This is a genomic window from Streptomyces sp. NPDC003038, assembly GCF_040611115.1.
Taxonomy (GTDB): Bacteria; Actinomycetota; Actinomycetes; order Streptomycetales; family Streptomycetaceae; genus Streptomyces.
Genome location: NZ_JBEXNN010000016.1, coordinates 77,035 through 96,321, shown reverse-complemented (window position 1 = coordinate 96,321; position 19,287 = coordinate 77,035). Strand labels below are relative to the sequence as shown.

Here is a 19,287-nt window from a genome sequence, read left to right as displayed (position 1 = left end):
GATTTGAACTGATCACAGAGGGGTCACTAGGGTCTGTTCAAACCTTCGTGCGGTAGATCACCCATTCGGGGTGGCAGCGAAGGTGCTGCCGAGTTGCGTTCTTCGGCGGCTCGAGGAAGAAGGAGCTCGCCTTCGTGGCGTCCCACCGTCGACCCAAGCAGCCGAACCGTGCTCGTGTGACCGTGCTGACCGCCACCGCGGCCGCCGCTGTCGCCCTTTCCACCCAGGGTGCCTCCGCCGCTCCGGCGAAGCCGAGCAAGGACGAGGTCAAGTCCCAGGTCGACGCCCTCTACGAGGAGGCGGAGCAGGCCACCGAGAAGTTCAACGGGGCCAAGGAACGCCAGGAGAAGCTCGAAAAGGAGATCGGGCAGCTCCAGGACCAGGTCGCACGCGGCCAGGGCGACCTCAACGAACTGCGCAGCACGCTCGGTTCCATGGCGAGCGCGCAGTACCGCAGCGGCGGCATCGACCAGTCCCTCGCCCTCTTCCTCTCCGCCGACCCCGACAGCTACCTCGACAAGGCCTCCACGCTGGAGCACTTGAGCGGCAAGCAGGTCGAGGCGGTCCAGAAGATCCAGGACAAGCAGCGCAGCCTCGCGCAGCAGCGCCAGGAGGCCGCCGGCAAGCTCGCCGACCTCGACGCCACCCGCAAGGAGCTCGGCGAGAAGAAGAAGGTCTCGCAGGACAAGCTCGCGCAGGCCCAGGCGCTGCTCAACACGCTCACCGCGCAGGAGCGGGCGGCGATCAAGGACGAGGAGACGCGCGCCAGCCGCAGCGACAGCGCGCGCGTCGAGCTCGGCGACGTGAAGGCCTCGGGCCGTGCCGGCGCCGCCCTCAACGCCGCCAAGACCAAGGTCGGGAGCGCGTACATATCCGGCGCCGAGGGCCCGAGCGCCTTCGACTGCTCGGGGCTGACCCAGTGGGCGTACAAGCAGGCCGGTGTCTCCATCAGCCGCACCACCTACACGCAGGCCAACGACGGCACCCGCATCAGCCGCAGCCAGCTCCAGCCCGGTGACCTCGTGTTCTTCTACAACGACCTGCACCACGTCGGCCTGTACGCGGGCAACAACATGACGCTGCACGCCGCCAACCCGCGCGGCGGCGTCAAGTACGAATCCATGGACAACATGCCGTTCATGTTCGGCGTCCGCATCTGAGCCGCCCCGCCCCGCCACCCCTCGGAAAGACGCACCGCACACCGCCCATCCGGGCGAATTCCGAGGCACCGCCCTGACCGCACGCCCCGCCGGTGACCTGCGTCTCCTGCGGGGCGTCACTGTGCGTGCCCACGACGGTCGTTGGCCGGTGCCCGGTCGCGCGGCTACTGTCTGCCAGCGCGGAACCCGGCACACGGCCGTCCACGGGGGGCGGACCCGGGGCCCGCGCAGCGTAAGGGAGCGGTTTCACGTGGCGTCCCATCGCCGGCCCGGGCCCAGCAGCCCCGAACGGAACACGAAGCTCACCGTCCTCACCGCCGCCGCGGCCACCGCCGCGGTCGCCATGACGGGCGTGCCCGCGAGCGCGGCCCCCGGTCTCCCGCAGGAGCCCCCGGGGAGCACCCGCACCCAGGTCGACCGGCTCTTCGAGGAGGCCGAGCAGGCCACCGAGCGCTTCAACGCTGCCGGTGAGAAGGCCGACCGGCTCCGCGCCGAGGTCAGCCGCGCCCAGGACGCGGTGGCACGCGGCCAGGACCGTATCAACACCATGCGCGGCATCCTCGGCACCTACGCCGGAGCCCAGTACCGCAGCGGCGGCATCGACCCCGCCGTCGGCCTGATGCTGTCCGAGGACCCGGACGACTACCTGGACAGGGCCGCCGTCCTGGAGCGGCTCACCGACCGCCAGGCCAGGCAGCTGGGCGAACTGCGGGAGGAACAGCGCCGGCTCGCCCTCCAGCGGCAGGACGCCGCCCGCAAACTCGCCGAACTCGACGCCCTGCGCGCCGACGTCGCCCAGCACAAGCGCTCCGTCACGGCGAAGCTCGCGGCCGCCCGGCGGCTGCTCAACGCCATGCCGTCCGAGGAACGGGCCGACTTCGAGCGCCCCTCGCGCGCCGGGGCCCGCCCCGAGGCACTGCCCGACCCGTCCTCCCTGGGCCCCTCCTCGGGCCGCGCCGCTGCCGCCGTGATGGCGGCCCGGGCCGCGGTCGGACGGCCGTACGTGTGGGGCTCCACCGGCCCCTCCGGCTTCGACTGCTCCGGGCTGATGGTGTGGTCCTACCGGCAGGCCGGCGTCTCGCTGCCGCGCACCTCGCAGGCCCAGCGGCACGCCGGGCGGCAGGTGCCCCTGTCGCAGGCGCGGCCGGGCGACCTGGTGACCTACCGCTCGGACGCCAGCCATGTCGGCATGTACGTCGGCAACGGCCAGGTGGTGCACGCTCCGTACCCCGGAGCCCGCGTGCGCTACGACCCGGTCGGGATGATGCCGGTGTCGTCGGTGACCCGGCCCTGAGCGGGCTCTGAGCAGGCTCTGACCCCGCCCTGAGCGGGCTCTGAGGGGCTCCCTTCCGCCGCCCGGTCCGCCGCCCGTCCGGGTGGTGCGTACGATCGCCTGATGTTCCCGGGTCGTGGTCCCGCAGGCCGTCGCGCCGTACGTGTCCTGCCGCTCCTGCTCTGCGCCCTGCTGGCCGGATGCGGGACGCCGGCGCCCCCGCGCGACGCCGCCGAACAGGACATCCGCCGGGCCGTGGCCGCCTGGTCGCGGCAGCCGCCCGAACGGCTCGCCGGGATCCCGCTGGAGGACTGGGCGTACGAGGTCGCCTCGGTGCGGCGCGACGGCGCACGGGCCGTCGTACGGGCCGGGCTGCGCTACCGGCTCGCGGGCCACGACCCGGCCCCCGGCGAATCGGGGCGCGAACTCGAACTCGCCGAGGACGGCGGGACCTGGCACGTCCGGGCCGACCGTCCCGCGCCCGGTGCGCTGCCGCAGCTGTGGGACCAGGGCGCCGTGGCCGTCGTACGGGGCGCGCACTGCCTGGTGCTGGGCGTCGCGAGCGCCGAGACGCTGTCCGGGATCGCCGCCGAGGCCGACCGGGCGGTACCCGCGGCGAGCGCGGCCTGGCCCCGGCCGTGGGCGCGGCGGGTGGTGGTGCTGGTCCCGGGCTCCCTGGACCGGATGGCGCAACTGCTGGGCAGGCCGGCCGACGCGTACCGGGGGCTGGCCGCCGTCACCACCGGACGCGTGGGCGCGGGCCCCGCCCCGGCCGACCGGGTGGTGATCAACCCGGCGGGGTACGCCGAGCTGGGCGAGGCGGGCCGGCGCGTCGTCCTCACCCACGAGGTCACCCACGTGGCCACCCGGGCGGCGACCTCCGGCACGACCCCGCTGTGGCTCTCGGAAGGCTTCGCGGACTGGGCGGCGTACCGGGGCACCGACAGCCCCCCGGCGCAGGCGGCCCCGGCGCTGGCGCGCGCCGTGCGGCGCGGAGAGCTGCCGGGCGCGCTCCCCTCGGCCGAGGAGTTCACCTTCGGGGGTGACCCCGAGGCGGTGGCCCGGGCGTACGAGGGCGCATGGCTGGCCTGCCGGCTGATCGCCCGGCGGTGGGGCGACGAGGCGCTGGTGGGGCTGTACGAACGGGCGGGCCGCGAGCCTGCGGCGACGGCGCTCGAAGACGCACTCGGGATCGGTCCGGCGGAGCTGACGAAGGCCTGGCAGGAGGCCCTGCGCGGCGAGCTGCGGTGAGCACCGTACGGCGCGGCGGCTTCCGGTACTGTCGGCAGGCCATGCACAAGACGCTGATCGTGACCAACGACTTCCCACCGCGACCGGGCGGTATCCAGGCCTTCCTGCACAACATGGCATTGAGGCTGGATCCCGACCGGGTCGTCGTCTACGCCTCCACTTGGAAGCGCAGCGCGGAGGGCCGCGAGGCCACCGCCGCCTTCGACGCCGAGCAGCCGTTCCAGGTCGTGCGCGACCGCACGACGATGCTGCTGCCGACGCCGCGGGTGACGCGGCGGGCGGTGCGGCTGCTGCGCGAACACGGCTGCGAGTCGGTGTGGTTCGGGGCCGCGGCCCCGCTCGGCCTGATGGGCCCGGCGCTGCGGCGGGCGGGCGCGCGGCGGCTGGTCGCGACCACCCACGGGCACGAGGCGGGCTGGGCCCAGCTGCCGGCCGCGCGGCAGCTGCTGCGGCGGATCGGCGAGGGCACGGACACCATCACCTATCTGGGGGAGTACACGCGCTCCCGGATCGCCTCGGCGGTGACGGAAGAGGCGGCGGCGCGGATGGTGCAACTCCCGCCGGGCGTGGACGAGAAGACCTTCCACCCGGAATCGGGCGGGGTGGAGGTCCGGGCGCGGCTCGGGCTGACCGACCGGCCGGTGGTCGTCTGCGTCTCGCGCCTGGTCCCGCGCAAGGGGCAGGACACGCTGATCCGGTCGATGCCGCGGATCCTGGCGGCCGTGCCGGACGCGGTGCTGCTGATCGTGGGTGGCGGGCCGTACGAGGCGGACCTGCGGGCGCTGGCCGCCGCGACGGGAGTGGCGGGGTCGGTGGTGTTCACCGGAGCGGTCCCGTGGGAGGAACTGCCCGCCCACTACGGCGCGGGGGACGTCTTCGCGATGCCGTGCCGGACCCGGCGGGGCGGCCTGGACGTGGAGGGCCTCGGCATCGTCTACCTGGAGGCTTCGGCGACGGGCCTGCCGGTGGTCGCTGGCGACTCGGGCGGGGCGCCGGACGCGGTGCTGGACGGTGAGACGGGCTGGGTCGTCCCGGGCGGGTCCCCCGAGGACGCGGCGGACCGCATCAGCACGCTGCTGCTGGACCCGGAACTGCGGGCCCGCATGGGCGAGCGGGGCCGGGCGTGGGTGGAGGAGCGGTGGCGCTGGGACCTCTTGGCGGAGCGGCTGCGCGAGCTGCTGTAGCCGTCCGCCCTGCCACGCCGTGGGGTCTTGACCCCGGCCCCGAGGGGGCTTCGCCCCGGACCCCGTGGCCGGCGCGCGGGCGGGCCCGGTCGGTGTCCCGCCGCAAGCGCCGGGGGCTGCGTTCTCGCCTCAAGCGCCGGCGCGGCCGGCTTTGCCCCAGGGCCGGCGGAGCTGGGCTTTCGCCGCGAGCGCCGACGGCCTGGGCTTTCGCCTCAAGCCCGGCGGGGCTGCGTTTTCGGCTCAGCCGCCGAGGGGGGCTGGGCTTTCGCCGCGAGCGCCGGCGGGGCTGCGTCTCAGCCCCGCCGGCGCTCGCGGCGGAAGGTCCGGTCCGGGCAGCGCCCGGCCGCGCGCGGTCAGCCGCGGTACAGCGCCTCGATCTCGTCCGCGAAGTCCTTCGCCACCACATTGCGCTTCAGCTTCAGCGACGGCGTGATGTGCCCCGACTCCTCGGTGAACTGGGCGGGCAGAATGCGGAACTTGCGCACCGACTCCGCCTTCGACACCGCCGCGTTGCCGTCGTCCACGGCCTTCTGGACGGCGGCGACCAGTTCCGCGTCCTCCCGCAGTTCCGCCGCCGTCACACCGGCCGGCTTGCCGTTCTCCGCGGCCCAGCGGCCGAGGAACTCCTCGTCGATGGTGACCAGCGCGGCCACGAACGGCCGTCCGTCGCCCACCACCATGCACTCCGCGACCAGCGCGTGCGCCCGGATCCGGTCCTCGATCACGGCGGGCGCGACGTTCTTGCCGCCCGCGGTGACGATGAGCTCCTTCTTGCGCCCGGTGATCGTGAGGTAGCCGTCCTCGTCGAGGGTGCCGACGTCGCCGGTGTGGAACCAGCCGTCGGTCAGCGCGTCGGCGGTCGCCGTCTCGTTCTTCCAGTACCCCTTGAAGATCTGCTCGCCGTGCAGCAGGACCTCGCCGTCGTCCGCGATGCGCACCACGGAGCCCGGCATGGGCTGGCCGACCGTACCGATCTTCTGCTTGTCCCACGGGTTGAAGGTCGTCGCCGCGCAGGACTCGGTCAGGCCGTAGCCCTCCAGCACGGTGAAGCCGATGCCGCGGAAGAAGTGGCCGAGCCGCTCGCCCAGCGGGGCGCCGCCGGAGATCGCGTACTCGCCGCGCCCGCCGAGGACCGCGTGGAGCTTGCCGTAGACCAGCTTCGAGAAGAGCTTGTGCTTGAGCTTCAGTCCGAAGGACGGGCCGCGGGGGGTGTCCAGCGCCCGGCTGTACGCGATCGCCGTCTCGGCGGCGGCGTCGAAGATCTTGCCCTTGCCGTCGGCCTGCGCCTTGGCGCGCGCCGAGTTGTAGACCTTCTCGAAGACGCGCGGCACGCCGAGGATCAGCGTGGGCTTGAAGGAGGACAGCTCCTCGGTGAGGTTCTTGATGTCCGGTACGCAGCCCAGGCGGATCGGCGCCAGTACGGACGCGACCTCGACCAGGCGCCCGAAGACGTGCGCGGCCGGGAGGAAGAGCAGCACCGAGCACTCGCCGGTCCTGAACAGCGGGCTCAGGCGGGCCACCGCGTTGCCGCACTCGGCGAAGAAGTTGCGGTGGGTCAGCACACAGCCCTTGGGGCGGCCGGTGGTGCCCGAGGTGTAGACGATGGTGGCCGGGTCGTCGGCGTTCGCCAGGGTGCTGCGCTCGTCGGCCTCGGCGTCGGTGATCCCGGCGCCCGCGGTCCTCAGCGCGTCGAGGGCGCCCCGCTCGATCTCCCAGACCTCGCGCAGCTCGGGCAGCTGGTCGCGCAGGGCGGCCACGGTCGCGCTGTGGCCAGGGCTCTCCACGACGGCGGCGACGGCGCCGGAGTCGCCGAGGATCCACTGGATCTGCTCGGGCGAGCTGGTCTCGTACACGGGGACGGTGACGCCGCCCGCGCTCCAGATCGCGAAGTCGATCAACACCCACTCGTAGCGGGTGCGGGAGATCAGGGCGACGCGGTCGCCGGGACGGACGCCGGCCGAGACGAGTCCCTTGGCCACGGCCCGGACCTCGGCGAGGAACTCCGTCGCCGTCACGTCCTGCCACCGGCCGTCCACCTTGCGGCTCATGACGGCGGTGTCGGGATGCTGAGCGGCGTTGCGGCGGATGAGATCCGTCAGATTCCCGTCCGAAGGGACCTCGTACAGGGCCGGAAGGCTGAACTCGCGCAAGACTGCTGCTCCTCTGGGCGCCATCGCCACCATGTGGACCGACCGGACGTTACCCACCGGTAGTGGGTTCCCGATAGAGGGAACCGGCCAGATGTTCCGTGCGTCACATGACGCGGCCATACGGTGCCGACAGTAGTCGACCCGATTGACGACCCGGTAGTAACCGCAGGTCCGGCCGCCTCCGCGACCCCCTCTACCCGCCGTCCACGGACCCCCCTAGGGTGATCGCATGGGTGGCAGCATGAGTGGCGCGAAGCGTGGCACACGGGTGCACGTCGTGAGCGACGTACACGGCAACACCGAGGCCCTCGCCAGGGCGGGGGAGGGCGCCGACGCACTGATCTGCCTCGGTGACCTCGTCCTCTACCTCGACTACGCCGACCACTCGCGCGGAATCCTCCCCGATCTGTTCGGCGTCGAGAACGCCGACCGGATCGTCGAACTGCGCACCGCGCGCCGCTTCGAGGAGGCTCACGCCCTGGGACGCCGGCTCTGGGCCGGGCTGGACCGGGAACGGCTGATCGAGGAAGCCGTGCGACGCCAGTACGCCGAGATGTTCGCCGCCTTTCCCACCCCCACCTACGCCACCTACGGCAATGTCGACATCCCGCGCCTGTGGCCGGAGTACGCGGACCGCCCCGGCCTCACCGTGCTCGACGGGCAGCGGACGGAGATCGGCGGCCGGGTCTTCGGCTTCGTGGGCGGCGGCCTGCCCTCGCCGATGCGGACGCCCTACGAGGTGGACGTGGAGGAGTACGCCGCCAAGGTGGAGGCACTGGGCGAGGTGGACGTGCTCTGCTCCCACATCCCGCCGGAGGTGCCGGAGCTCTGCTACGACACGGTCGCGCGCCGCTTCGAGCGCGGCAGCGAGGCCCTGCTGGCCGCGATCCGCCGCACCCGCCCCCGGTACGCCCTCTTCGGGCACGTCCACCAGCCGCTGGCACGGCGGATGCGCATCGGCGGAACGGAGTGCGTGAACGTCGGCCACTTCGCGGCGACGGGGAGGCCCTGGGCCCTGGAGTGGTGAGCTCCGCACGCACGGTAGCCTTCGAGCGGCGGCCGGAGGCCGCACACTTCCTCGAACACTCTCCGGAGGAGCGACCGCGATGGCGGAACACACCAGCTCAAGCATCACGATCGAGGCTGCGCCGGCGGACGTGATGGCCGTGATCGCCGACTTCGCCCGCTACCCCGAGTGGACCGGCGAGGTGAAGGAGGCCGAGGTACTGGCCGCCGACGCCGAGGGCCGCGCGGAGAAGGTCAGGCTCCTCCTCGACGCGGGCGCGATCAAGGACGACCACACGCTCAGCTACACCTGGAAGGGCGCGGACGAGGTCAGCTGGACCCTGGACAAGTCGCAGATGCTGCGCCAGCTGGACGGCTCGTACCGGCTGACGCCCGTGGACGGCGGCAAGCGTACCGAGGTCACCTACCAACTGACCGTGGACGTCAAGATCCCGATGCTCGGCATGATCAAGCGCAAGGCCGAGAAGGTCATCATCGACCGCGCCCTGGCGGGCCTGAAGAAGCGCGTCGAGGCCGCCTGACGGTCCCCTGCGGGGAAGCTCCGCGGACCGGGTCGGCCTCCGGGCGGGGTGCCGGCCCCGCCGCTGCCGGGCTCCGCCCCGGACCCCCGCGCCTCAAACGCCGGCGAGGCTGAATCGTGCCCGGCCGGGGTGGATTGCGTGGAGCGCACATTCAGCCCCCTCGGCGTTTGAAGCGCGGGGTCTGGGGCCGAGCCCCGGCAGCGGGCCCGCACCTGGACGGCACGCCCGACAGACCACCACCGATCCGGAGCACCGCACCATGCGCATCCTGCTGATCACCGGCCCCGGCGGGGCCGGGCGGACCACGGCGGCCGCGGTCACCGCACTCGCCGCCGCGAGACAGGGGCGGCGGGTTCTGCTCTTGTCCGGCGACCCCGGGGACCCGCTCCGCGCGCTGACCGGGGAGCCGACCGGGGAGCCCGCCGAGATCGCGCCGGGCCTGCGGGCCGTGCCCCTCACCGCCGGGCTCCAGGTGGCCCGCGTCGACTCGGGCGAGGAGTTCCGCGGCGAACTCGTCGCCCTGCAGGAGCGCGGCTCCGCACTGCTCGGGATGGTGGGGGCCCGGCCGCTCGGGGCCGAGGAGCTCACCGAGCTGCCCGGCGCCGAGCAGTTCGCCCTGCTGCGCGCCCTGCGCAGGGCCGCCGCCGCACCGCGGACCGACCTCGTTGTCGTCGACATGCCGCCGCTCCACCAGGCCGTGGCCACCCTCGCCCTCCCCGCCCAGCTGCGCCGCTACCTCACCCGGCTGCTTCCCGCCGAACGGCAGGCCGCCCGCGCTCTGCGGCCCGTACTGGCCCAGCTCGCCGGCGTGCCCATGCCCGCGCAGTGGCTCTACGAGGCCGCCGCGCGCTGGGACGAGGAGCTGGCCGCCGTCCAGGCCGTCGTGGAGGCCGCCACCACCGAGGTTCGGCTGGTCGCCGAGCCCGGGCCGGCCGCCGCCGACGCCCTGCGGCTGGGGCGGCTCGGGCTCGCCCTCCAGGAACTGCCCGTCGCCGCGGTCCTGGCCAACCGCGTCCTCCCGCAGGGCTCCGCCGACCTCTGGCTCGCCGGACTCGCCGCCCAGCAGGAGAAGTACGCCGCCGAATGGGCCGCGGACACCCCCGTGATCCCTTTGCCCCACCTCGGCCGGGACCCGCGAGGCCCCGAGGACCTCGCCCTGCTCGCCACCGCCGAGGGGCTCGTGCCGCAACGGCCCGCGCCCCGCACCGCCTGGGTGGTCGAGGACCGGCTGGCCGAGGACGGGATACTCGTCTGGGTGGTACCGCTGCCCGGCGCGCAGAAGGGCGACCTGGACCTCGTCCGCCGCGGCGACGAACTGCTGCTGACCGCGGGCCCGTACCGCAGAATCGTCTCCCTTCCCGCGGCGCTGCGCCGCTGCTCCGTCTCCGGCGCCGCCCTGGCCCAGGGCGAGCTGCGCATCCGTTTCACTCCCGACCCCGCTGTGTGGCCCCGGACGCGCTGAACCCCGTACCGCCGTTCGGGTACGGTCGAAGGTAGCCAGTACCGCCGACGACCGGCATCCGCCGCAGGAGAGTCCGCCATGAGCGAGGCCACCGACCGCCCCACCGACGACGACGCCTGGGCCAAGGCCTGCGCGGAGGACCTCGCCGCCGAGAAGGAGCGCCTGAGGGGCGGCCCAGGGGGCGCCGGGGCCACCGGAAGCGCCGCCGAGGAGCTGTTCAAGCTCTTCGAGGCCGTCGCCGACAAGGTCTCCGGGCTGAGCAACCCGCTGATCGGCGGCGCCGCCCAGGACGCGGTCCGCCAGTTCGTCAACCAGGCGAAGACCGCCGCCAAGCCCGTCATGGAACGCAACCCCGAGGTCTTCGACCACCTCGCGGCCGCGGGCTCCGAGCTGCTCGCCGCCTACCGCTCGGCCGTCGAGGGCCACGAGCGCCGCTGGACCCGCGACGAGTCCACGGCTCCGCGCCAGACCCCGCAGGAGCCCGGAGAGCCCCAGGGGCCTCAGGCAACTCAGGGGCCCCAGGCCTCTCAGGACCGTGACCCCCGTGACGAGGGCCCGGACGCCGGGCCGACCGAGCGGATCGATCTCGACTGAACCTCCGCCGCCCTCGGGTACCTTTGGCCGTGGCGGGGTTTGACCGGAAACCGAGGGACTAATGGGACTCACCATCGGCGTCGACATCGGCGGCACGAAGATCGCGGCCGGCGTGGTCGACGAAGAGGGCACGATCCTTGAGACGTACAAGGTGCCCACCCCGCCGACCGCGGACGGAGTGACGGATGCGATCTGCGCCGCCGTCTCCGAAGTCAGCAGCAGCCACACCATCGACGCCGTCGGCATCGGCGCCGCCGGGTACGTGGACGACAAGCGCGCGACCGTGCTCTTCGCGCCGAACATCAACTGGCGGCACGAGCCCCTGAAGGACAAGGTCGAGCAGCGCATCGGCCTGCCCGTCGTCGTCGAGAACGACGCGAACTGCGCGGCCTGGGGCGAGTACCGCTTCGGCGCCGGCCAGGGCCACGAAGACGTCATCTGCATCACGCTGGGCACCGGCCTGGGCGGCGGCATCATCATCGGCAACAAGCTGCGGCGCGGGCGCTTCGGCGTCGCCGCGGAGTTCGGCCACATCCGCGTGGTCCCGGACGGCCTGCTGTGCGGGTGCGGAAGCCAGGGCTGCTGGGAGCAGTACGCCTCCGGGCGCGCGCTCGTCCGGTACGCGAAGCAGCGCGCCAACGCCACCCCCGAGAACGCGACGATCCTGCTCGCGCTCGGCGACGGCACCCCCGAGGGCATCGAGGGCAAGCACATCAGCCAGGCCGCCCGCCAGGGCTGCCCCGTGGCCGTCGACTCCTTCCGCGAGCTGGCCCGCTGGGCCGGCGCGGGCCTGGCCGACCTGGCGTCCCTCTTCGACCCGTCGGCGTTCATCGTCGGCGGCGGAGTCTCGGACGAGGGCGACCTGGTCCTCGACCCGATCCGCAAGTCCTTCAAGCGCTGGCTGATCGGCGGCGCCTGGCGTCCGCACGCGCAGGTCCTCGCCGCCCAGCTGGGCGGCAAGGCCGGGCTCGTCGGCGCCGCCGACCTGGCGCGCCAGGGCTGACCCTTCCTTTGCCCTCACTGCCCGCCGCGACCCTTGGGAAGCGGCGGGCAGCTGCGTATGTTGCGGGCATGGACCAGATGCTCACGCTGCCGAAGTCACGTACGGAGTCCGACGGTTCCGCCGTGATCCGGGTGCTCAGCTACAACATCCGCTCCCTGCGCGACGACGAGGACGCGCTGGCCAGGGTGATCCGGGCGTGCGAACCGGACCTGGTGTGCGTACAGGAGGCGCCGCGGTTCTTCCGGTGGCGCAAGCACGCGGCGCGGCTCGCCGCGAAATGCGAGCTCGTGGTCCTGAGCGGCGGCGCCACGGCGGCCGGGCCGCTGCTGCTGTGCTCGCTACGGGCCTTCGTGGAGCGGACGCAGGACGAACTGCTCCCGCTGACCCCCGGGCTGCACCGGCGGGGCTTCGCCACGGCCGTCGTCCGCATCGGGGCGGTGCGGGTCGGGCTGCTCTCGGGGCACCTGTCGCTCCAGCGCGAGGAGCGCACGGCGCAGGCGGAGCTGCTGCTGGAGCGGCTGGCCGCGCTGGACGTCCCGTACGCGATCGCCGCGGGCGACCTGAACGAGGGCCCGGACGGCCCGGCCTTCAGCCGGCTCGCCGCGGAGCTCCAGGACTGCTGGGCGGTGGCCCCGTGGGGAGCCGGGCCGACCTTCCCGCCGACCGAGCCGCGGCGGCGGATCGACGCGATCTTCGCGACGCGGGGGGTGGAGGTGCTGGCCTGCGGTGTCCCGGCGGGGCTGCCGGGCGTGACCCGCGCCGACCTCCGGGCGGCGACGGACCACCTCCCGGTCCTGGCGGCCCTCCGCCTCCGGGCCGCGCCGTAGCCCCTGTCCGGGCTCGCCCCCCGGCTCCCTCGGCCCTCGATCGCCGGGCGGGCTGGGAGTCCCGCCGGGCGCTGGGCCCATCGAGAGGAGCCCGGCCCAGTCAGGGCGAGCCGGCGCAGCGGGCCGGGGCCGGACAGGACTAGACCACCGCGCCGCGGCCCGGGTCGTCGTCCTCGTCATCGTCGCCCTGCGACATACGGGCCACCAGCGTCGCGAAACCGCCCAGGAAGCCGCCGATGCCCAGCGTCGTGAGCCACCAGGTCATCTGCCACTGCAAGAGCACCGCCAGCAGCAACAGCACCGGCCCGCCCACCACCGCGAGCCACGCGAACTTGGCCGTCGCGTCCGCAGGCGGGAGTTCCGGTTCCGGGGGGACGAAGTGGCCCTCCTCCGCCGGGGTCAGGTCGTCGTCCTTCGGCTCCGCCAGCGAATGGTCCCGCGGGCCCGCCATGCCCACGCCCGGGGCGAAGACCACCGAGCTGCCCAGTGCCGCAGGCGGCCCGGGCTCGGCCTTGGACCCGGGCTCGGCCTTGGACTCCGGCTCGGCCCTGGACTCCGGCTCGGATCCAGGCTCGGGCTCGGGCTCGGCGCCCGGCTCCGGCGGCAGCGGTTTGACGTCGTCCTCCGGCAGCATCAGGTTCTCGATCGGTTTGAACGGCCGCGCCCCCGGCGGGTCCGGCGGTTCCTGTCCGTACCCGGCGACGATCGCCGCCCACGCCGCTTCCTCGTCCAGCGGCGGAATCCCGCCCGACTGCTCCTCGTGCTCAGCCACCCGCCTGCGCCCCCTCCCTGCCCACGCTCTCCGCCAGCCGGCCGACGAACGCATAGCTGTCCGCGAAGATCCGCTCCGCGTCATGGTCCAACGTCGCGACGTGGTAGCTCTGTTCCAGCAGGACCTCGGTGACGTCCGTCGAGGACACCCGCGCCAGGATCCGCGCCGAGTCGGCCGGCGGTACGACGTGGTCCTGCGGGCTGTGCAGCAGCAGTACCGGCTGGGTCACCTGCGGCAGGTCGGTGTCCACGAGGTGGAGGAACTGCCGCAGCGAGTGCGCGGCCCGGGTCGGGACCCGGTCGTACCCGACCTCCTCCGAGCCCGGCTTCGCGATGTCGCTGGCGATGCCCGGCGTCGACCGGATGAAGTGCTTGGCCACCGGGAGGGCGACAGCCAGCGGGTCGTGGACCTTGTTGGCCGGGTTCACGAGGACGATGCCGCTGATCGCGTCCCCGTGCTTGGCGGCCAGCCGCAGCGCGAGCGCGCCGCCCATCGACAGCCCGAAGACGAACACCTGCTCGCACGTGGCCAGCAGTTCCCGCAGCGCGCGGTCCACCTCGGCGTACCAGTCCTGCCAGCCCGTGAGCTGCATGTCCTGCCAGCGCGTCCCGTGTCCGGGCAGCAGCGGAAGTGACACCGTCAGTCCCCGCCCGGCCAGATACTCGGCCCAGGGGCGCAGCGACTGCGGGGTGCCGGTGAAGCCGTGGCAGAGAAGGACGCCGACCTCTCCGCCGTCGTGGCGGAACGGCTCGGCTCCAGGGAGGACGGGCACCAGGGTCTCCTTGATCATGATGTACGCCGGTAAGGGGTGGTTCAAAGGGGGTGGTTCAAGGCGGTGGTTCGAGCGAGTGGCTCAGGGGAGCCGGAGGGAAGCAGGGTGAGTCACGGGATGACGGCGGTGCGGGGTGCGTTGCGCTGTGTGACTTCACCGTACGCGACCGGGGTGACACGGACCAGGGTCGTCGGGCCTCTGCGGGCTTGGCCACGGGTTAAGGTCTGTTCGACAGACACAGGAAGGCTTTCGAGTTGATCTACGGCGCAATGAAGTTCTCCATCGGCGGTTCACTGAAGCTTGCCTTCAGGCCGTGGGTGGAGGGCCTCGAAAACATTCCCGCGGAGGGGCCGGCGATCCTCGCGAGCAACCACCTTTCCTTCTCCGACTCCTTCTTCCTCCCGGCCGTGCTGGACAGGAAGGTCACCTTCATCGCGAAGGCGGAGTACTTCACCTCCCCGGGCGTCAAGGGCAAGCTGACGGCCGCCTTCTTCAAGGGCGTCGGCCAGCTCCCCGTGGACCGCTCCGGCGCGCGCGGGGCCGGTGAGGCCGCCATCAAGAGCGGCATCGAGGTCATCGAGCGCGGGGAGCTGTTCGGTATTTACCCCGAGGGGACGCGTTCACCCGACGGCCGCCTCTACCGCGGCAAGCCCGGCGGTCTGGCCCGCGTGGCCCTGGCCACCGGCGCGCCCGTGATCCCCGTGGCGATGATCGACACGGAGAAGATCCAGCCGCCCGGCAAGGTGATCCCCAAGCTGATGCGCCCGGGCATCCGGATCGGCAAGCCGCTGGACTTCAGCCGCTACCACGGCATGGACGGCGACCGCTTCATCCTCCGCTCGGTGACCGACGAGGTCATGTACGAGATCATGAAGCTTTCCGGCCAGGAGTACGTCGACATCTACGCGACGGCGGCCAAGCGCCAGATCGCCGATGCGGAGAAGGCCGAAAAGGCGGCGAAGGCGGCCAAGGCCGAGAAGGCCGCGAAGGCGGACAAGAGCGCCGAATAGCGCGGGCGGTACCGCCCGCGGGGGGTGGGGGAGATGGCGAAACGCGAGCGCGTCGTACGCATGTCGGTCGAACAGCCGCTGTGGCGTGCCCTGACGGCCTACCGGCTGATCACCATGGTCTACGCGGTGCTGCTGTTCGCCTCCGCCTACAAGCAGTTCGACCGGCCCGGGATCGCGGCCGGCTACCTCGCCTTCCTCGCCGCCTGGACCCTGGCCACCTCCCCCAAGGTGGCGGGCGCCGCCAGCTGCACCAAGCGCTTCCTCGGCGCCGACCTCACCGTCGCCCTCGTCGGGATCCTGCTCACCCCGCTCGCGGACACGCACGAGCGGATCGCCTCCGGCGGCCCCACCCTCCCCTCAATCTGGACCGCGGGCTCGGTCCTCGCCTTCGCCATCAAGGGCGGCTGGCGCTGGGCCTGCTTCGCCTCCAGCTTCGTCGCCGCCGCCAACCTCGTGCAGCGCGGCGAACCGACCCGGGACACCCTGCACAACGTCCTGCTGGTCTGGGTCGCCTCCATCGCCATCGGCTACGTGGTCGAGGTCGCCCGCGCCAGCGAGGCCACCCTCGCCCGCGCCCTGGAGATCGAGGCCGCCACCCGGGAGCGCGAGCGCCTCGCCCGCGACATCCACGACGGGGTCCTCCAGGTCCTCGCCATGGTCCAGCGGCGCGGCACCGACCTGGGCGGTGAGGCCGCCGCGCTCGGCCGGATGGCGGGTGAGCAGGAGGTGGCGCTGCGCACGCTGGTCTCCAGCGGGCTGGTACACCCCTCCCGGGTCTCGCGCGACGAGTCGCGGGGCGCGCTGGTGGACACGTACGACGAGGAGGAGTCCGGCACCGACGACGGCGAGTTGGATCTGCGGACGCTCCTCGCCCCGCACGCCGGGTCGAGGGTGAGCTTCGCCGAGCCGGGCACCCCGGTGCCGCTGCCGGTGCCCGCGGCGAAGGAGCTCGCCGCGGCGGTCGGCGCCGCCCTCGACAACGTGCGCAAGCACGCCGGCGAGGGGGCCAGGGCCTGGATCCTGGTCGAGGACTGGGGCGACGACGTGATCGTGACCGTCCGCGACGACGGCCCGGGCATTCCGGCGGGCCGGCTGGACCAGGCCGAGGGCGAGGGACGGATGGGGGTGGCCCTGTCCATCCGGGGCCGGCTGCGCGATCTCGGCGGCAGCGCCGAGCTGGTGTCCGTCCCCGGGCAGGGCACCGAGGTGGAACTGAAAGTACCCAGGGGCAGGACGGGCAACCGATGAACGAACGGACCGAGTTGAACCAGCCGAGCGAACTGCACGAGATCAAGGTGATGGTCGTCGACGACCATCCGATGTGGCGGGACGCGGTCGCGCGCGACCTGGCCGCCGCCGGCTTCGACGTGGTGGCCACCGCCGGCGACGGTCCCGAGGCGGTCCGCCGGGCCCGCGCGGCCGTTCCGCACGTCCTGGTCCTGGACCTCAACCTGCCCGGCATGCCGGGAGTCCAGGTCTGCAAGGAACTGGTCGGCGCCAACCCGGCGCTGCGGGTCCTCGTCCTGTCGGCCAGCGGGGAGCACGCGGATGTCCTGGAGGCGGTGAAGTCCGGTGCGACCGGCTACCTGCTGAAGTCCGCGGGCGCCCAGGAGCTGATCGACGCGGTCCGCCGCACGGCGGTCGGCGACCCGGTCTTCACCCCGGGCCTGGCGGGCCTGGTGCTCGGCGAGTACCGGCGCCTGGCCACCGACCCGGCGCCCGCCGCCTCCGACGAGCCGAAGGCCCCGCAGCTGACCGACCGGGAGACCGAGGTGCTGCGGCTGGTGGCCAAGGGGCTCTCGTACAAGCAGATCGCGGAGCGGCTGGTCATCTCCCACCGGACGGTGCAGAACCATGTCCAGAACACCCTGGGCAAGTTGCAGCTGCACAACCGGGTCGAGCTCGTCCGGTACGCGATAGAGCGGGGCTTGGACGACGCCTAGGAGGAGCCGGACGGCGCGGAGGGCGCCGTCGATCGTACTTACGTCCTTCGTCCGAGTGAACGGGCGTACGCAACGCCCCTCGATTCCACCGGAATTGGGCCGCGCGGGACCCTCGCTGTGACCTGAGTCACCACTAGCGTGACCGTTATGGCGAAGGGAGATTCCATGAAGGTCGGAGTACTGACCGGCGGCGGCGACTGCCCCGGGCTCAATGCGGTGATCAGGGCCGTCGTCCGCAAGGGCGAGCAGGAGTACGACTACCGGTTCATCGGATTCAAGGACGGCTGGCGCGGCCCGGTCGAGGGGGACACCGTCCCGCTGGACATCCCCGCCGTCCGCGGGATCCTCCCCCGCGGCGGCACCATTCTGGGCTCCTCGCGCACCAACCCCTTCAAGACGGAGGGCGGCGTGCGAAGGATCAAGGACAACCTCGCCAAGTACGAGGTGGACGCGCTCATCGCGATCGGCGGCGAGGACACCCTCGGCGTGGCCGCCGAGTTGTACGGGCAGTACGGCATCCCCTGCGTCGGCGTGCCGAAGACCATCGACAACGACCTGTCCGCCACGGACTACACCTTCGGCTTCGACACGGCCGTCGGCATCGCCACCGAGGCCATCGACCGGCTGCACACCACGGCCGAGTCGCACATGCGGGTCCTGGTCGTCGAGGTGATGGGCCGGCACGCCGGCTGGATCGCCCTGCACTCGGGACTGGCGGGCGGCGCCAACGTCATCCTCATCCCGGAGCAGCGCTTCGACGTGGACCAGGTGTGCGCCTGGGTCACCTCGCGGTTCAAGGCGAGCTACGCCCCGATCGTGGTGGTCGCCGAGGGGGCGATGCCCCAGGACGGCGAGATGGTGCTGAAGGACGCGACGACCGACTCCTTCGGGCACGTCCGGCTGTCGGGCGTGGGCGAGTGGCTGGCCAAGGAGATCGAGGCGCGGACCGGCAAGGAGGCCCGGACGACGGTGCTCGGGCACATCCAGCGGGGCGGGACGCCCAGCGCGTTCGACCGGTGGCTGGCGACCCGGTTCGGGCTGCACGCGATCGACGCGGTGCGCGACGGTGACTTCGGCAAGATGGTCGCGCTGAAGGGTACGGACATCGTCCGGGTGCCGATCGCCGAGGCCACGGCCAGGCTGAAGACGGTCGACCCCGCGCTGTACAAGGAGGTCGGGGTCTTCTTCGGCTGAGCGGTACCTCAGGCCCGGTACCTCAGGCCCCGGTGCCTCAGGCCCCGGCGGCCGAGCCGCGCGGGCGTGGACGGATCATGGGTCGTATCGTGACAAATGGCCCATGGTCCGACGTCTTCGAGGTACGGGAGCAAGCGTGGAAATCCTGGCATTCGGTGTGACCGCCGACGAGAAGCCGCTCCTGGAGCAGGCCTTCGCGGGACGGCAGGAGATCCGCTGCCTCGACGTCTTCCTGAGCGAGGACACCGCGCCCATCGCGGCCGGGTACGAGATCGTCTCCTCCAGTGTGAACGCCGACCTGAACGGCCGGGTGCTGCGCACCCTGGCGGCCGGCGGGACGAAGATGATCGCCCAGCGGTCCACCGGCTTCAACAACATCGACCTGGACGTAGCGCGGCAGGAGGGCATGACGGTGAGCCGGGTCTCCTCCTACTCGCCGTACTCGGTCGCCGAATTCGCCTGGACCCTCGCGATGGCGGTGAACCGGCGGATCGTCCGGGCCTCGAACCGGACCCGGGACTTCGACTTCCGGCTGAACGGCCTGATGGGCCGGGACCTGCGCGGCCGCACGGTGGGCGTGCTCGGCACCGGCAAGATCGGCGAGGCGTTCACCCGGATCGCGAGCGGCTTCGGGATGAACATGCTGGGCTGGGACCTGGTGCAGAACCCGGCCTGCGTGGAGCTCGGCATGAAGTACGTGGACAAGGAGGAACTGTTCGCGTCCGCGGACCTGATCAGCCTCCACGTGCCGCTGCTGGAGTCCACGCACCACATCATCGACTCGGCGGCGCTGCGGATGATGCGGGACGACGCGATCCTCGTGAACTCCAGCAGGGGCGGGCTGGTCGACACGAACGCCCTGGTCACGGAGCTCCGGGCGGGCCGCTTCACGGGGGTCGGGCTCGATGTGTACGAGGCGGAGGCCGGGGTCTTCTTCCTCGACAAGTCCCTGGAGGCGGTCGAGGACGACACCCTGGCCCGGCTCGTCACCTTCCCGCACGTGGTGGTGACCTCGCACCAGGCGTACTACACGAGTGACGCGGTGGGCCAGATCATCGACACCACCGTCGCCAACGTGTCGGACTACCTGGCCGGCCGCCGCTCGGAGAACGTCCTGGTTCCCGCGCCGGCTCCATGAGTTGAGT

The 19,287-nt window shown here is 72.7% G+C and carries 18 protein-coding genes; 15 read left to right on the top strand and 3 right to left on the bottom strand.

Annotated elements, in window-relative coordinates; genetic code table 11:
* The first annotated feature begins 134 nt into the window (after positions 1-134).
* From ABZX75_RS21020 to ABZX75_RS21005, 4 genes are all read left to right on the top strand, one after another.
* Complete coding sequence (locus ABZX75_RS21020) at positions 135-1,160, top strand: NlpC/P60 family protein (protein ID WP_355412634.1); 1,026 nt, start codon at positions 135-137, stop codon at positions 1,158-1,160.
* Positions 1,161-1,410: 250 nt separating this feature from the next.
* Positions 1,411-2,454: an NlpC/P60 family protein gene (locus ABZX75_RS21015; RefSeq protein ID WP_355412632.1), complete on the top strand. Its 1,044-nt coding sequence runs from the start codon at positions 1,411-1,413 to the stop codon at positions 2,452-2,454.
* 102 nt (positions 2,455-2,556) lie between these two features.
* Positions 2,557-3,684 (top strand): hypothetical protein, encoded by a 1,128-nt coding sequence (locus tag ABZX75_RS21010; RefSeq protein ID WP_355412630.1) that lies wholly within the window; start codon positions 2,557-2,559, stop codon positions 3,682-3,684.
* Between the two features lie 41 nt (positions 3,685-3,725).
* Entirely contained in the window at positions 3,726-4,868 is a 1,143-nt protein-coding gene (locus ABZX75_RS21005; protein ID WP_355412628.1) for a glycosyltransferase family 4 protein, read from the top strand.
* A gap of 353 nt (positions 4,869-5,221) precedes the next feature.
* Here ABZX75_RS21005 and ABZX75_RS21000 read toward each other — a convergent pair whose 3' ends face one another.
* The gene (locus ABZX75_RS21000) at positions 5,222-7,018 is read right to left on the bottom strand and encodes an AMP-dependent synthetase/ligase (RefSeq protein WP_355412626.1); all 1,797 of its coding nucleotides are present in this window, start codon (positions 7,016-7,018) and stop codon (positions 5,222-5,224) included.
* 229 nt (positions 7,019-7,247) lie between these two features.
* Between ABZX75_RS21000 and ABZX75_RS20995 the strand changes: the two genes are divergently transcribed.
* The 6 genes from ABZX75_RS20995 (at position 7,248) to ABZX75_RS20970 (ending at position 12,451) form a co-directional block, all read left to right on the top strand.
* Positions 7,248-8,045, top strand: a complete 798-nt coding sequence (locus tag ABZX75_RS20995) for a metallophosphoesterase (RefSeq protein ID WP_355412624.1) — start codon at positions 7,248-7,250, stop codon at positions 8,043-8,045.
* A gap of 79 nt (positions 8,046-8,124) precedes the next feature.
* The gene (locus ABZX75_RS20990; protein WP_355412622.1) at positions 8,125-8,565 is read left to right on the top strand and encodes an SRPBCC family protein; all 441 of its coding nucleotides are present in this window, start codon (positions 8,125-8,127) and stop codon (positions 8,563-8,565) included.
* A 259-nt stretch (positions 8,566-8,824) separates the two neighbouring features.
* Entirely contained in the window at positions 8,825-10,027 is a 1,203-nt protein-coding gene (locus tag ABZX75_RS20985) for an ArsA-related P-loop ATPase (RefSeq protein ID WP_355412620.1), read from the top strand.
* Between the two features lie 78 nt (positions 10,028-10,105).
* Complete coding sequence (locus ABZX75_RS20980) at positions 10,106-10,621, top strand: DUF5304 domain-containing protein (protein WP_355412618.1); 516 nt, start codon at positions 10,106-10,108, stop codon at positions 10,619-10,621.
* Between the two features lie 61 nt (positions 10,622-10,682).
* The gene (locus ABZX75_RS20975; protein ID WP_355412616.1) at positions 10,683-11,624 is read left to right on the top strand and encodes an ROK family glucokinase; all 942 of its coding nucleotides are present in this window, start codon (positions 10,683-10,685) and stop codon (positions 11,622-11,624) included.
* Positions 11,625-11,701: 77 nt separating this feature from the next.
* Positions 11,702-12,451 carry an endonuclease/exonuclease/phosphatase family protein gene (locus ABZX75_RS20970; protein WP_355412736.1) on the top strand — a complete coding sequence of 250 codons (750 nt, stop codon included), beginning with the start codon at positions 11,702-11,704 and terminating at the stop codon, positions 12,449-12,451.
* 139 nt (positions 12,452-12,590) lie between these two features.
* On the opposite strand, the gene ABZX75_RS20965 is transcribed toward ABZX75_RS20970, so the two are convergent.
* Both ABZX75_RS20965 and ABZX75_RS20960 read right to left on the bottom strand, forming a co-directional pair.
* Positions 12,591-13,223, bottom strand: coding sequence for a hypothetical protein (locus tag ABZX75_RS20965; RefSeq protein ID WP_355412614.1), 633 nt, complete (start codon positions 13,221-13,223; stop codon positions 12,591-12,593).
* The gene (locus ABZX75_RS20960; protein WP_355412612.1) at positions 13,216-13,995 is read right to left on the bottom strand and encodes an alpha/beta fold hydrolase; all 780 of its coding nucleotides are present in this window, start codon (positions 13,993-13,995) and stop codon (positions 13,216-13,218) included. The genes ABZX75_RS20965 and ABZX75_RS20960 overlap by 8 nt, the downstream gene beginning before the upstream one ends.
* 269 nt (positions 13,996-14,264) lie before the next feature.
* Here ABZX75_RS20960 and ABZX75_RS20955 point away from each other — a divergent pair, with 269 nt between their 5' ends.
* The 5 genes from ABZX75_RS20955 (at position 14,265) to ABZX75_RS20935 (ending at position 19,280) form a co-directional block, all read left to right on the top strand.
* Positions 14,265-15,005, top strand: coding sequence for a lysophospholipid acyltransferase family protein (locus ABZX75_RS20955; protein WP_355412734.1), 741 nt, complete (start codon positions 14,265-14,267; stop codon positions 15,003-15,005).
* Between the two features lie 33 nt (positions 15,006-15,038).
* Positions 15,039-16,253: a DUF5931 domain-containing protein gene (locus ABZX75_RS20950; RefSeq protein WP_355412610.1), complete on the top strand. Its 1,215-nt coding sequence runs from the start codon at positions 15,039-15,041 to the stop codon at positions 16,251-16,253.
* Entirely contained in the window at positions 16,250-16,948 is a 699-nt protein-coding gene (locus tag ABZX75_RS20945; protein ID WP_355412608.1) for a response regulator transcription factor, read from the top strand. The genes ABZX75_RS20950 and ABZX75_RS20945 overlap by 4 nt, the downstream gene beginning before the upstream one ends.
* Before the next feature lie 165 nt (positions 16,949-17,113).
* Complete coding sequence (locus ABZX75_RS20940; RefSeq protein WP_355412606.1) at positions 17,114-18,142, top strand: 6-phosphofructokinase; 1,029 nt, start codon at positions 17,114-17,116, stop codon at positions 18,140-18,142.
* 136 nt (positions 18,143-18,278) lie between these two features.
* Positions 18,279-19,280 carry a 2-hydroxyacid dehydrogenase gene (locus ABZX75_RS20935; RefSeq protein ID WP_355412605.1) on the top strand — a complete coding sequence of 334 codons (1,002 nt, stop codon included), beginning with the start codon at positions 18,279-18,281 and terminating at the stop codon, positions 19,278-19,280.
* Positions 19,281-19,287: the final 7 nt, after the last annotated feature.